Genomic DNA, 14,460 nt, shown 5'->3' with positions numbered 1-14,460 from the left:
TGTCAATTCGGCAACGACAACGGGTCGCGGCATGCTGCCCGACCCGTTGGAAAGTGGCCTGTTCTGACCATGTCGCCCATATGACTAGTGCCGATATAAGGATTGCAAGCGGAAAACTCAACGCAAAATTCGCGCTATGGGCGGCATTGGGGGCTTGCGCCGGGTGCTATCCGAGGTGTTATGTTCAACCGGACATAACGGAATCGAAAGACGCGACATGTCCCCTGCCTGCCCCGCCGCGCTCTCTTGCGCCATTTTCTTGTTGGCTTCCGCCCCGCAGGCCAGTCTGGCGGGTGATGATGTCGTGGTCTTTGCCGCGGCCTCGCTGAAAAATGCCATGGACGCCGTGACGGCCGAATTCACGGCCCAAACCGGCGTGTCAGTCGCCATCTCTTATGCCGGGTCTGGACAGCTGGCCAAACAGGTCATCGCAGGGGCGCCGGCGGATCTGTTCATTTCAGCAAATGAGAGCTGGATGGACGAGGTCGAGCGCGCCGATGCCCTGCTGGAACGTCGCGACCTGCTGGGCAACAGCTTGGTGCTGATTGCCCATGATCCAGATGCCACGCCGGTCGAACTGTCCACCGACACCGACCTGGCCGGCATGTTACAGGGCGAAAAGCTGGCCATGGCGCTGGTCGATTCCGTTCCGGCCGGCCAGTATGGCAAAGCCGCGCTTGAAACTCTGGGGTTGTGGGGCGGGGTCGCCGGATCGGTGGCGCAGGCTGACAATGTTCGCGCCGCCCTTGCGCTTGTTTCCAGTGGCGAGGCCCCCCTTGGCATCGTTTACGCCACCGATGCCGCTGCGGAACCTCAGGTTCAGGTCATCGGCCGGTTCTCGGCGCAAACCCATCCGCCGATCACATATCCCATGGCACTGATCTCGGATAAACCCGATGCGCGCAAACTGTATGACACCCTGATCGACGAAGCTGCGGCGCAACAGTTCCGACAGCATGGATTTGACGTGTTGAAATGAACGCTGGCAATTGGCTGACACCGGATGAATGGCAGGCCGTTGCCCTGTCGCTGCGCGTGGCGGCTGTGGCTGCCATTGCCAGCCTGCCGGTCGCCCTGCTGACAGCCTATGCCTTGGCGCGCTGGCGATTTCCGGGCCATGCCGTCCTGAACGGGCTTGTGCATCTGCCACTGGTGCTGCCGCCGGTCGTTACCGGCTATCTGCTGCTTTTGACCTTCGGGCGGCGCGGAACAATCGGCGCGTTTCTGGATCAGTTCGGCATTGTCTTTGCCTTTCGCTGGACGGGTGCGGCGCTGGCGGCGGCCATCATGGCCTTTCCGCTGATGGTTCGCGCGATCCGCCTGTCGATCGAGGCCGTGGACCCGGGTCTGGAACAGGCCGCCGCCACCCTTGGCGCCAGCCGCATCTGGGTGTTTCTGACCGTAACCCTGCCGCTGGTCCTGCCCGGCATTCTGGCCGGTCTGGTTCTGGCCTTTGCCAAGGCCATGGGCGAATTTGGCGCGACGATCACCTTTGTGTCCAACATTCCCGGACAGACGCAAACGCTGCCCTCGGCCATCTACAGCTTTCTGCAGGTGCCGGGCGGCGAAGGCGCTGCCGGGCGTCTGGTCCTGATCGCGGTTGCCATCGCCCTGAGCGCGGTGTTCATCTCCGAGTGGTTGGCCAAGGCGCTGGCCCGTCGCGTTTCGGGGGCATAATGCTATCGGTTTCGTTTCGTCACCGGATCGGAAATTCGCGGATCAATGCCGACTTCGCCGCGCCCAATGGGGTTACTGCGCTGTTCGGTCGATCCGGCGCGGGCAAAACCACCATCGTGCAAGCCGTCGCAGGGCTGTTGCGGCCTGAATATGGACGTATCGCGCTGGATGACACGGTTCTGTCAGACAGTGATGGCGGCCATTTCCTTCCCCCCCATCGACGTGCCATCGGTTATGTTTTTCAGGACGCACGGCTTTTCCCTCATCTGACCGTCAGTCAGAACCTGCTCTATGGACGATGGTTCAGCAGACGCTCGCAATTGGCACCGCCAGACCAGATCACCCGAATGCTGGGCATAAGCCATCTGATGCAGCGCCGTCCTGCGGCACTTTCGGGGGGGGAACGCCAGCGTGTCGCGCTTGGCCGCGCGATCCTGTCCAACCCGCGCATGCTGCTGCTGGATGAACCGCTGGCCGCACTGGATGAGGCGCGCAAGACCGAAATCCTGCCCTATCTGGAACGCCTGCGCGACGATCTGGGCCTGCCGATCCTTTACGTCAGCCATTCCGCTGCCGAAATCGCCCGCCTTGCCACCACTATCGTGTTGGTCGATCAGGGCCGGGTGATCGCCTCGGGCGAGGCCGCTTCTATGCTGTCCGACCCCGCCATGGCGCCCTATCTGGGCGCGCGCCAGACCGGCGCGATCCTGAGCGTCACCCTGGCGGCGCAAGAAGCCGACGGTCTGGCGCGCGTGGACAGCAAGGCGGGACCTTTGTGGCTGTCCTGTCTGGATCGGCCCGTCGGCACACCCTTGCGTCTGAGGATCATGGCGCAGGACGTGATGATCGCGCTGCAGCGGCCGGCGGACATATCCGCCCTGAACGTCCTGCCTGCGACCATCACCGATCTTCGCTTGGATGAGGATGGTGTTCTGGTGCGCTTGGATGCGGGCGGCGATCCGCTGTTGTCGCGCATCACCCGACGCTCGGCCGAGCGTCTTGACCTGCGCCCGGGCAAGGCGGTTCATGCCGTTCTGAAAGCGGTATCCGTCGCACCGGGAAACATCGGCGCCGCCAGCCTTTGCCCGACGCCGCCCCGCTGAGACCGGCTATAACTGCTTCGCCGCATCCTCGACCGCAGGGCTGAGCCCCTTCCCGCCCGCCTGAATATATTCGATCAGTTGCGCGCGCATCCGCGGTTCCCAGTAATCGCGCAGATGATCCGCGATCTTGCCCGATGGATCGCCGGGTTGGGTCGTGAAGAAACTGGCGATCTGATTGGCCATATGGACCATCTTGTCAGGCGACATCGGGAACCTCTGAATTCAGGCGTCTGGAATGTGTGAACAGATCAAAGCCCTCGCCTCGTGCAAAGGCGGCGACCGTGATACCGGATCGGTCGGCGACACGAAGGGCGGTCAGCGTCGGCCCCGAAACCGCGATCAGCATGGCGCAACCGGCCATGGCGCATTTCTGGACCATCTCGACCGAAACGCGGCTGGTCAGAACAATCGCCCCTCCGGCCGGGTCAAGCCCCTGCCGCGCCATCGCGCCGATCAGCTTGTCCAGGGCGTTGTGGCGGCCGACATCTTCCCGGGCAAGCAGGATACCTTTTTCCGGATGCAGGAACCCGGCGGCGTGCACCGCACGGGTGCTGTCATGCAGGGGCTGCCATTCCTGCAGCTGCCCGGTCGCCGAGGCGACCTGATCGACACTGAACACCGGCCCGACATGCGACAGATCGGGCATGTCCCGCATCGCCTGTTCCAGACTGTCGATACCGCATAGCCCGCAGCCGACCGGCCCCGCCATACTGCGCCGCCGTGCCGCCAGAACATCGCCCCGCGACCGTGTCAGCCACATCTGCACCTCGACCCCTTGCCTATGGGGCATCACCTGCCGGCTCTCGATCTGGGAGGGGTCGTCTATGACGCCCTCGCTCAGCGAGAACCCGACTGCGAAATCGTCAAGATCGGCCGGGGTGGCCATCATCACCGCGTGGCTTGTGCCGTCATAGACCAGGGCCACCGCCGTCTCCTCGGGCAGAACCCGGCGCAGGTCGCGCCGGCTGCCGTGCCGGATATGGCTGGCGACCACTGGGGCCGAACGGTCCGGCAATCCCATGGCGTCACTCGGCTGCCGGCAGGATACGGCGAGACTGTTGGGCCTGCGCGTCATAGCTTTCCTGCCAATCGGTCGGTCCGTTCGACGGGCTGATCTGCACGGCCGTCACCTTGTATTCCGGACAATTCGTCGCCCAGTCCGAGAAATCCGTGGTGACAACGTTCGCCTGCGTCGCCGGGTGGTGGAAAGTGGTATAGACCACGCCCGGTGCCACGCGATCGGTCAGGGTCGCGCGCAGCGTCGTTTCACCCGATCGGCTGGCAAGGCGCACCCAGTCCCCTTCGTTCACGCCGCGCTGTTCGGCGTCATGGGGGTGGATTTCCAGGATGTCCTCGGGGTGCCAGATCACGTTCTCGGTGCGGCGGGTCTGCGCGCCCACATTATACTGCGACAGGATCCGCCCGGTCGTCAGCAACAGCGGGAAACGCGGGCCGGTGCGTTCATCGGTCGCCAGATATTCGGTGACGATGAAATGCCCCTTGCCGGACACGAAGTGATCGACATGCATGGTCGGCGTGCCGTCGGGCGCATCCTCGTTGCAGGGCCACTGCACGCTGCCCTTTTCCTCAAGCATGTCAAAGCTGACGCCGGAAAAGCTGGGCGTGGTCGCAGCGATTTCATCCATGATCTGGCTGGCATGGGTATAGTGCCAGCTTGCGCCCATCGCATTGGCCAGAAGCTGCGTCACCTCCCAATCCTCATAGCCGTTCAGCGGGGCCATCACCTTGCGCACGCGGTTGATGCGGCGTTCGGCATTGGTGAAGGTGCCTTCCTTTTCCAGGAAGGACGATCCGGGCAGAAAGACATGGGCGTAATTCGCGGTCTCGTTCAGGAACAGGTCATGGACGATGACGCATTCCATCGCCTTCAGACCGGCGGCGACATGATGGGTGTCGGGGTCCGATTGCAGGATATCCTCGCCCTGGCAATACAGGCCCTTGAACGTGCCTTCGACGGCGGCGTCCAGCATGTTGGGGATGCGCAGACCCGGTTCCGGGTCGATTTCCACGCCCCAGGCCTTTTCAAAGATCGCGCGCACATCGGGCAGCTTCACATGGCGATAGCCCGGCAGTTCATGCGGGAACGACCCCATGTCGCAGGACCCCTGCACGTTGTTCTGGCCGCGCAGCGGGTTCACGCCCACGCCCTCGCGCCCGACATTGCCGGTCAGCATGGCCAGGTTCGCGATGCCCATCACCGTGGTCGAGCCCTGGCTGTGTTCGGTCACGCCCAGCCCGTAATAGATCGCGCCATTGCCCCCGGTCGCGTAAAGCCGCGCGGCCTCGCGCAGGTCCTTGGCCGGCACCTGCGTCAGCGCCTCGACCGCCTCGGGGCTGTGGCGGTCCTGGCTGACGAATTCCGCGTAATGCTGAAACTCGTCCCAGTCACAGCGTTCGCGAATATAGCCCTCGTCCATCAGGCCCTCGGTCACGATGACATGGGCCATGGCGGTGACGACGGCGACATTGGTGCCCGGACGCAGCGGCAGGTGATGGGCCGCCTCGACATGGGCGCTGCGCACGATATCGGTGCGGCGCGGATCGACGACGATCAGCTTGGCACCCTGACGCAGGCGTTTTTTCAGGCGGCTGGCAAAGACCGGGTGCCCGTCGGTCGGGTTCGCGCCGATGATGACAACAACGTCGGTCTTTTCGACACTGTCGAAATCCTGCGTCCCCGCCGAGGTGCCGAAGGTCTTGCCCAGCCCGTAACCGGTGGGCGAATGGCAGACCCGCGCGCAGGTATCGGTGTTGTTGTTCAGAAAGACGCCGCGCGCCAGTTTCTGCACCAGATAGGTTTCCTCATTGGTGCAGCGGCTTGATGTGATCACCCCGATCGAGCGGCGGCCATGCTTGTCCTGCAGGCCCTTCATCCGGTCGGCGGCGAATTTCAGCGCCTCGTCCCATTCCACCTCGCGCCAGGGATCCTCGATGTTTTCGCGGATCATCGGCTTCAGGATGCGGTCCTTGTGATTGGCATAGCCATAGGCAAAGCGACCCTTGACGCAGCTATGCCCCCGGTTCGCCTTGCCATGCTTGTAAGGCACCATGCGCACCAGCTGATCGCCATTCAGTTCGGCCTTGAAGGAACAGCCGACCCCGCAATAGGCGCAGGTGGTGATGACGGACCGTTCCGGCGTTCCCAGTTCGATCACCGATTTTTCCTGCAGGGTCGCCGTCGGGCAGGCCTGCACGCAGGCCCCGCAGCTGACGCAATCCGAGGTCAGGAAGTCATCGGCGGCTGTGCCCGCGCTGACCTTACTGTCGAAACCGCGTCCCTCGATGGTCAGCGCAAAGGTGCCCTGCACCTCTTCGCAGGCCCGCACGCAGCGCGAGCAGACGATGCATTTGGACGGATCGAAGGTGAAATAGGGATTGCTTTCATCCTTGGGGACATAGCGCGGATTGGCGTGATCGACGGGCATCCGCAGACGCGCCTCGGACTGGCTGCGCGCGCCGGTCCCCGACGGGTCGAAATGGTTGTCGCCGGGGGTATAGCGCACATCGCGCAGCCCCACCTGCCCCGCCGCATCCTGCAATTCGCAATCGCCATTGGCCGCGCAGGTCAGGCAATCCAGCGGGTGATCGCTGATATACAGCTCCATCACGCCCTTGCGCAGGCGCTTGATCTTGCTGGTCTGGGTGTGGACGACCATGCCTTCTTGGACCGGCGTGGTGCAGCTGGCGGGCGTGCCGCGACGGCCTTCGATTTCGACCACGCACAGACGGCAGGAGCCGAACGCCTCAAGATTGTCGCTGGCGCACAGTTTCGGGACCATAATCCCGGCCTCGGCCGCCGCCCGCATAACCGAGGTTCCCTCGGGGACCGTCACCGGAAACCCATCGACGGTCAGCGTGACCGGGGCCCCGGTCTTTGCGGGCGTGCCCATGTCGCGATCATCGCCCGGCGGAAATTGCGGAATGATGAAATCTTTCATTCGGCGGCCTCCTTCTGGGTCGCAAAGTCGTCTGGAAAGCCCTGCAACGCGGACATGACCGGGAAGGGCGTGAACCCGCCAAGCGCGCAGAGCGAACCGTCCTTCATCGTCTCGCACAGGTCGGTCAGCAATTCGGTGGCGGCGGCATCGCCCGCGGCGATACGGTCGATGGTCTCGACGCCGCGCACCGCGCCGATCCGGCAGGGGGTGCATTTGCCACAGCTTTCGACGGCGCAGAACTCCATCGCGAAACGCGCCATTTGCAGCATGTCGGCGCTGTCGTCAAAGACCACCATCCCGGCATGGCCGATCAGCCCGCCCTTCTGGTCGAATTCCTCGTATCCCATCGGCGTATCGAATTTCTGGATCGGCATATAGGCGCCCAGGGGTCCGCCGACCTGCACGGCCTTGACCGGACGCCCGCTGGCCGTGCCGCCTGCGATGTCGTTCACGACCTCGCCCAGGGTGATGCCAAAGGCGCATTCGAACAGGCCGCCCTGTCTGACATTGCCCGCGATCTGCAAGGTCGCCGTCCCGCGCGAACGGTTGACCCCGAAATCGGCGTAATGGGCCGCGCCCTTTTCAAAGATCACCGGCACCGTCGCCAGCGAGATGACATTGTTGACGACCGTGGGCTTGCCCAGAAACCCTTCCAGCGCCGGCAGCGGCGGCTTGGCCCGCACGACGCCGCGCTTGCCTTCCAGACTGTTCAGCAGGCTGGTTTCCTCGCCGCAGACATAGGCGCCTGCGCCCATGCGGATCTCCATGTCGAACGCATGGTCCGAGCCCAGAACCCGTGGCCCCAGCACCCCCCTGTCGCGGGCGATGGCGACGGCTGCATTCATCACCTTGATCGCATCGGGATATTCACTGCGCAGATAGACATAGCCCCTGGTCGCGCCGACGCCGATCCCGGCGATGGCCATGCCCTCGATCAGGGTGAAAGGGTCGCCCTCCATGATCATGCGGTCGGCAAAGGTGCCGCTGTCGCCTTCATCGGCGTTGCAGACGATGTATTTCTGATCGGCCTCGGCCTGCATCACCGTCTTCCACTTGATGCCGGTCGGAAAGCCCGCGCCGCCGCGACCGCGCAGGCCGCTGTCGGTCACTTCGGTGACGATATCCTCGCGCGGCATGGCGATGGCGCGGCGCAGACCGGCCAGACCGCCATGCGCCTGATAATCATCCAGATCCAACGGGTCGATCACCCCGCAGCGGGCAAAGGTCAGCCGGGTCTGGCGGGCAAAGAACGGGATCTGCTCGACCGGGCCAAGCCCCGGCAGCGTGCCCTCGAGCAGCGCGGGCACATCCTCGACCGAAACCGGCCCGAAACCCACGCGGCCCTGATCGGTTTCGACCTCGACCAGCGGTTCCAGCCAGATCATGCCGCGACTGCCATTGCGGATGATCTGGACGTCAATTCCGCGTGAGGCGGCGGTTTCGGCGATGCTGCGCGCGACCTCATCGGCGCCGACGGCCTTGGCGGCGCTGTCCATGGGAACCCAGATTTTCATGCGCCCGCCTCTTTCAGCAGCCGGTCCATCCGCGCATCGTCCAGCCGCGCGACGACCTTGTCGTCCAGCATCGCGGCGGGCGCACAGGCGCACATGCCAAGGCAATAGACCGGCTCAACCGTGACCGCGCCGTTGGGCGTGGTGCCGTGCCAGTCGATGCCCAGCTTGTCCAGCGTCGCCTGCGCCAGCCCGTTGCCGCCCATCGCCTGACAGGCCTCGGCCCGGCAGATCTTCAGAATATGCTTTCCTGCCGGGGCCTTACGGAAATCGTGGTAAAAGCTGATGACGCCATGCACCTCGGCCCGGCCAAGGTTCAGAATATCCGACAGGACCGGGACGGCCGCCTCGGGGACATGGCCATACGCCTCTTGCACGGCATGTAACATCGGCAGAAGTGGTCCTTCCAGCGAGGCAAGCGGCGCGGCGATGGCGCGAATATCCTCGGTGGTCGGCGCTGGCGCATTGGGATGCATGGCTAGCCTTTCAACATTCGTCAGGTTACCAGCAGACACGTTCAATGATTGGAAATCAATAATGCAATTCCGTTGATCGATAGAGATTATCTATCAACTACCATGCGCCGCGCCTCGGTCAGCAATGCCTCCAGGACCGGGGTGTGCGGCTCGCGCCAGGGGGCCACCAGACCGACGGCATGGGTGGTTTCGGGCTGATCCAGCGGGATCAGCGACACGGGCTTGCCCTGCGCCAGAAAGCCCGCGATGTCCTCGGGCAGGATCGTCACCCAGCCCCCTTCCAGCACATGCGAGACCAGAACCACGGTCGAACTGCTTTCGACCGTCGCCTGCGGCGTTACTCCGGCCTCGGCCAGATTGCGGTTGATGATCCGCCGGTTCTGCATGTCGGATGTCAGCAGGCACAGCCGGTGCCCGTCCAGATCGGCCCAACTGGCCCGCCCCTGCGCGGCCAGATCGCTGCCCGCCTCGCAGACCAGCATATAGCGTTCATCATAAAGCGGCACGGTCGAAACCTTGCCCAGAGGTTCATTGTCCAGATAGGAAATCCCGGCATCGATCTGCAGGTCATCAATCATCTGCAAAATCTCGACCGAGGTGCGCGACAGGATCGTGAAGCCGACATTGGGATGGGCGCGCCCGAAACGTGCGCTGATCTTGGCCGCCCATGTCAGCGCGGTGGGAATGACCGCGATCCGCAACCGACCCGACAGACCGTGGCGGCGGGTCCGCATCTCGTCGCGCAATTGCCGCGTATCACCGACGATCCGCCGCGCCCAGATCAGCGCCGATTGTCCCTCGGGCGTCAGGCCACCATAGCGCGAGCCGCGAAAGATCAGCAGCACGCCCAGTTGTTCTTCCAGTTGCTTGATGCCCGCCGACAGCGTGGGCTGGGTAATTCCCAGCGATTGCGCCGCGCGTCCGAAATGCCCTTCCTTGGCGACGGCCAGGAACATTTCCAGCTTGTCGATCACGGCTTCCTCCGTCCGGCGTCATCATCATTGCCAGCAAGACCGGTGGAAGCCGTCAGGTCAAGGGCCGGTCAGACGTTCTGACCGGTCGTTTGCGCCGGCGCATTCTCTTCCAGATCATCCTGACGCCCCAACAGCCGGCGCATCAGCACATAGAACAAAGGTGCAAACAGAATGCCCATCGCGGTCGCCGCCAGGGTTCCCCCCAGCACGGTTGCGCCAATGGTGTTTCGGCCATTCGCACCCGCCCCCGTCGACAGAACCAAGGGCAACACCCCCAGCGAGAAGGCAATAGAGGTCATCATGATCGGGCGGAAACGCTGTCGTGCGGCTTCGACCACCGCCTTGTAGAGCGGCACCCCTTCTTCGGATTGCTCGCGCGCGAATTCGACAATGAGGATCGCGTTCTTGCCGGTCAGACCGATCACGGTCAGCAAGCCGACCTGGAAGAACACACCATTGTCGAACTGGCCGACCCAAGCCCCCGTCAAGGCACCCAGAACGCCGATCGGCATGACCAGGATGACCGCAAACGGGATCGACCAGCTTTCATACAATGCCGCAAGACACAGGAACACCGCCATCAATGACAACGCATAAAGCAAAGTCGTCTGGTCGCCGGATTCGCGTTCCTCGAGGGAAAGGCCGGTCCAGGCCGGATAGAAACCGCCGGGCAACTGCGCAACGAGCCGTTCGATCTCGGCCATCGCCTCGCCCGAGCTGACGCCGGGGGCGGGGCTGCCTTGAATCTGCATGGCAGGCAGGCCGTTGTAACGGTTCAGGCCCTGCGGCCCATAGGTCCATTCACCTTCGGCAAAGTTCGAAAACGGCACCAATCCGCCGCTGGCGTTGCGCACGCGCCACTTGTCCAGATCACTGGGACCGGACCGCGCCGATGCCTCGCCCTGCACATAGACACGTTTGATCCTGCCGCGATCGATAAAGTCGTTCACATAGGATCCGGTCCAGGCGATCTGCAGCAGATCGGCAACATCGGTCGCCGTCACGCCCATGGCCCCGGCCTTGCGCCAATCGACATTCAACTGGAACTGCGCCGCGTCCTCCAGACCAGAGGGCCGAACCTGGGCAATCAGCGGGCTTTGGCTGGCCATGCCCAGCAACTGGTTGCGGGCCTCCAGCAATTGTTCGTGGCTCTGGCCGGCACGCGCCTGCAAATAGAAATCAAAGCCCGAAACATTGCCAAGCTCGATCACCGATGGGGGCACGATCGGGAAGACCAGCGCATCACGGATCTGGCTGAATGCCCCGAAGGCGCGCCCGGCCAGTGCCTGCACCCCTTGCGCGGGGTTGGTGCGCTCGTCCCAATCGGTCAGTCTGACAAAGGCCATGCCCACATTCTGCCCCTGCCCGACAAAGCTGAAACCAGACACGGCGAACACGGATTCAACGATCTCGCCTTCCTGTTCCAGCATATAGTCGCGCACCTGATCCAGCACGTCATTGGTCCGTTCGCTGGTCGCCCCGGTGGGCGCATTGACCAGCACGAACATGATACCCTGATCCTCGTCGGGCAAGAAGCCTTCGGGGGTCCGCACGAACAGCAGCGCCATCACCGCACCAAGACCCGCATAGATCAGCAGCATCCGGAACGGACGCCGCACCATCCAGCCCACCGTGCCCGTATAGCTGCGCGTCGTGCGGTCGAACCCGCGGTTGAACAGCCCGAAAAAGCCGCGCTTTTCACCATGGGCCGGCCGCAACATCGACGCGCAAAGCGCAGGGGTCAGGGTCATGGCCACAACCACCGAAAGCCCCATCGCGGAAACGATGGTGATCGCGAATTGCTGGTAAATGACCCCCGTAGACCCCCCGAAAAACGCCATCGGCACAAACACCGCCGACAGGACCAGCGCGATCCCGACAAGGGCGCCGGTAATCTGGCCCATCGATTTGCGGGTCGCATCACGGGGTGACAGGCCCTCTTCTTCCATCAGGCGTTCGACGTTTTCGACAACGACAATGGCGTCATCGACCAACAGGCCGATCGCCAGAACCATGGCAAGCATCGTCAGCGTGTTGATCGAGAACCCAAGCGCAGCCATGATCCCGAAGGTTCCCAACAGAACAATCGGCACCGCCAGCGTCGGGATCAGCGTCGCACGCCAGCTTTGCAAAAAGACATACATCACGATGAAGACCAGAATGATGGCCTCGACCAATGTATGTATCACCTCTTCGATCGAGATCTCGACGAAGGGCGTCGTGTCAAACGGTATGACGTAATCGACGCCTTCGGGGAAAAACTCGGCGAATTCGTTCATGCGTTCCTTGACGCGTTCTGACGTGTCCAGCGCATTCGCGCCCGGTGCCAGGCTGATTGCCATACCGGCGGCAGGACGCCCGTTATAGGTGGCTTCGGCCGCATAGCTTTCGGACCCGACCTCGACGCGCGCGACGTCCTGCAACAGCACCAGACCGCCGTTTTCCTCGGCGCGCAGAACGATCTGACGAAAATCCTCGGGCGTCGACAACAGCGATTGCGCGGTCACGGTCGCATTCAGCTGCTGGCCTTCCAGGGTCGGGCGGCTGCCGAAGGCTCCGGCGGAAATCTGGGTGTTCTGTGCCGACACCGCCGCGACGACATCCGAGGGTGCGATTTCATAGGATGCCAGCTTGGATGGGTCCAGCCAGATGCGCATGGCATATTTCGACCCGAATACCTGCACGCTGCCAACGCCTTCGACCCGGCTGAGATCGTCGACAAGATTGGTGACCATATAGTCCGACAGGTCGGTCTGGTCATAGTTTTCATCGCCGATCAGACCGATCACGACCAGAAAACCCGCCGATGATTTCTCGACCGTCACACCTTGTCGCTGCACGGCCTCGGGCAGCAATGGCGTGGCCTGTGACAGCTTGTTCTGGACCTGGACCTGCGCAATATCGACATCGGTGCCGGTTTCGAAGGTCAGCGTTGTCGACGAAGTGCCCGATGACGTCGCGCTGGACGACATATAGCGCAGCCCGTCCAGCCCCGTCATCTGCTGTTCGATGACCTGGGTGACGGTGTTGGTGATCGTATCGGCCGACGCACCGGGATAGGTCGCGCTGACCGACACCGAAGGCGGCGCAATCTGGGGATATTGCGCGACCGGAAGGGTCAGGATCGAAAGGACCCCGATGCCCATGATGATGATCGAGATCACCCAGGCAAAAACCGGACGGTCGATGAAGAAACGTGCCATGAGGATCTCGTTCTGATCAGTTGGGGGCGCCCAGCCCGGAAATTCAGTCTGCGGCGGTTTCGGTTGATGCCGCCGAAGCCTGGTCTTGATCGGCCGGCTGCCGTTCTTCGGGGGCGACGGTCATCCCGACACCGATTTTCTGCAATCCGGCAACCACGATACGGTCGCCGTCCTCCAGGCCGCTGCTGACGACCCAGCGGCTATCGAGGTCCTGCAAAATCTCGAGCTGGCGTTCTTCGACGACATTTTCCGCGTTGACCACCATGGCAACAGGCCGGCCGCGGCGATCCCGTGTCACGCCTTCTTGCGGGGCCAAAATCGCATCGTTGAGAACCGCCTGGGGAATGTCGGCCAACACATACATGCCCGGAAGCAGCAAGTTGTCGGGGTTGTCAAACTGCATTCGCAGGGTCACGACCCCGGTCGTTTCGTCGACATGCGGTTCAGCTGCGGTCAGCGACCCGGTATTTTCATAGAACGATCCATCCGCAAGGCGCAGCTTGACCGTGCGGTCGGCGCCCGGCGCCAGCGCGGCCTCGGCGCCCTTGCGCTGCCAGCGGATGATCTCGGCGGCCGATTGCGTCACATCGACCCGCACCGGATCAATGCCGCGGATCACCGCCAGCGGCGTCGCCTGCCCCGCCGTCACCAGCGCCCCCTGACTGACCAGCGCCAGCCCGATCACCCCGTCAATGGGCGCGGTCACCGTGGTGCGATCCAGATCGATCCGGGCGGCCTGCAACTGCGCTTCGGCCGCCTTCACCGATGCCTCGGCGGCATCGCGGGCAGCAATGGCGCTGTCTTCGGTCTGTTCACTTGCAACGCGACGTTCGCGCAATTCGGCGACACGTTCGGCTTCGCGGCGTGCTTCATCGGCCTGCGCCTTGGCCTGTGCCAGCGACGCTTCGGCCTGTGCTAACGCCGCTTCATAGCTGCGCGCATCAATCCGATAGAGCGGGTCCCCTTCGGACACCTCGCTGCCCTCGTCGAACAGCCGTTCAATGATCAGGCCGCCGACCTGTGGCCGCACTTCGGCCTCGGCGGCCGATACGACCCGTCCGGGCAAACTGGAGGTCAAAGTAACATCCTGCGCCTGCAGCGTGACCACCGTCACGGCCGTCGGCAGCGCTTCGCCTTCGGGGGCCTGTGCCGACACAGGCGAAACAAGGGCCAATGCTGCGGCCGCTCCGGCCAGTGCGAAGGTTCGGATCAGCGTTTTCATGCAGTCAGGTCCGCCTGAAGAGGAAGGTTCAGATATTCGTCATGCGATCTGCGCCGCTCATCAGCGCGTGATCGGGCAGATACAGTCCCGAGGGCAAAATTTCAACCTCGGCTGCGTTTGAAGAATAGCTGAGTTGCACAGTGCGCAAGGCACATCGACCGCCAATCGGGTTTGCCCTCCCCCGCAAGCGACCGGGCGCTGCTTCGGGCAGCAGAGTTTGTCGGCCAGCCTGCGCATGAGCCAGGATTCGAAGTTGTTGGGCTGGGGCCGTTCGGCATCGGCTAGTCGTTGGATGTCAGTGAAGTTTTCTTCGATGATCTGGGCAACATCCATTT

At 63.2% G+C, this 14,460-nt stretch carries 12 protein-coding genes; 3 read left to right on the top strand and 9 right to left on the bottom strand.

Annotation, left to right across the window (positions count from 1 at the left end; all coding sequences use genetic code 11):
• The first annotated feature begins 217 nt into the window (after positions 1 to 217).
• From modA to modC, 3 genes are read left to right on the top strand one after another with little or no spacing between them, the layout of a single operon-like run.
• Positions 218 to 979, top strand: a complete 762-nt coding sequence (modA, locus tag PAF17_RS10680) for a molybdate ABC transporter substrate-binding protein (RefSeq protein WP_271889089.1) — start codon at positions 218 to 220, stop codon at positions 977 to 979.
• Positions 976 to 1,677, top strand: a complete 702-nt coding sequence (modB, locus tag PAF17_RS10675) for a molybdate ABC transporter permease subunit (protein WP_271889088.1) — start codon at positions 976 to 978, stop codon at positions 1,675 to 1,677. Before modA ends, modB begins: the two co-directional genes overlap by 4 nt.
• Positions 1,674 to 2,780, top strand: coding sequence for a molybdenum ABC transporter ATP-binding protein (gene modC / locus PAF17_RS10670; RefSeq protein WP_271889203.1), 1,107 nt, complete (start codon positions 1,674 to 1,676; stop codon positions 2,778 to 2,780). The genes modB and modC overlap by 4 nt, the downstream gene beginning before the upstream one ends.
• Positions 2,781 to 2,786: 6 nt before the next feature.
• Here the strand turns inward: modC and PAF17_RS10665 are convergent, their stop codons facing one another.
• The 9 genes from PAF17_RS10665 to PAF17_RS10625 all read right to left on the bottom strand — a co-directional run.
• Positions 2,787 to 2,987, bottom strand: a complete 201-nt coding sequence (locus PAF17_RS10665; RefSeq protein ID WP_271889087.1) for a formate dehydrogenase subunit delta — start codon at positions 2,985 to 2,987, stop codon at positions 2,787 to 2,789.
• Positions 2,977 to 3,855 (bottom strand): formate dehydrogenase accessory sulfurtransferase FdhD, encoded by an 879-nt coding sequence (gene fdhD / locus PAF17_RS10660; RefSeq protein ID WP_271889086.1) that lies wholly within the window; start codon positions 3,853 to 3,855, stop codon positions 2,977 to 2,979. The genes PAF17_RS10665 and fdhD overlap by 11 nt, the downstream gene beginning before the upstream one ends.
• Positions 3,806 to 6,739 (bottom strand): formate dehydrogenase subunit alpha, encoded by a 2,934-nt coding sequence (fdhF, locus tag PAF17_RS10655; protein WP_271889085.1) that lies wholly within the window; start codon positions 6,737 to 6,739, stop codon positions 3,806 to 3,808. Before fdhF ends, fdhD begins: the two co-directional genes overlap by 50 nt.
• Positions 6,736 to 8,253 (bottom strand): formate dehydrogenase beta subunit, encoded by a 1,518-nt coding sequence (locus PAF17_RS10650; RefSeq protein WP_271889084.1) that lies wholly within the window; start codon positions 8,251 to 8,253, stop codon positions 6,736 to 6,738. The genes fdhF and PAF17_RS10650 overlap by 4 nt, the downstream gene beginning before the upstream one ends.
• Entirely contained in the window at positions 8,250 to 8,726 is a 477-nt protein-coding gene (locus tag PAF17_RS10645) for a formate dehydrogenase subunit gamma (RefSeq protein WP_271889083.1), read from the bottom strand. Before PAF17_RS10645 ends, PAF17_RS10650 begins: the two co-directional genes overlap by 4 nt.
• A gap of 86 nt (positions 8,727 to 8,812) precedes the next feature.
• Positions 8,813 to 9,700: a LysR family transcriptional regulator gene (locus PAF17_RS10640; protein WP_271889082.1), complete on the bottom strand. Its 888-nt coding sequence runs from the start codon at positions 9,698 to 9,700 to the stop codon at positions 8,813 to 8,815.
• A 68-nt stretch (positions 9,701 to 9,768) separates the two neighbouring features.
• A complete protein-coding gene (locus PAF17_RS10635; protein ID WP_271889081.1) occupies positions 9,769 to 12,903 on the bottom strand; it encodes an efflux RND transporter permease subunit in 3,135 nt (1,044 codons plus the stop codon).
• 43 nt (positions 12,904 to 12,946) lie between these two features.
• Positions 12,947 to 14,125 carry an efflux RND transporter periplasmic adaptor subunit gene (locus PAF17_RS10630; RefSeq protein WP_271889080.1) on the bottom strand — a complete coding sequence of 393 codons (1,179 nt, stop codon included), beginning with the start codon at positions 14,123 to 14,125 and terminating at the stop codon, positions 12,947 to 12,949.
• 60 nt (positions 14,126 to 14,185) lie between these two features.
• The coding region (locus PAF17_RS10625; RefSeq protein WP_271889079.1) for a hypothetical protein at positions 14,186 to 14,460 on the bottom strand (275 nt) is incomplete at its 5' end.

The organism is Paracoccus onchidii, assembly GCF_028294535.1.
In the GTDB taxonomy this organism is placed as follows: Bacteria; Pseudomonadota; Alphaproteobacteria; order Rhodobacterales; family Rhodobacteraceae; genus Paracoccus; species Paracoccus onchidii.
Note: the sequence above shows the minus strand (reverse complement) of the source record. Positions and strands in the feature narration are given on the sequence as shown.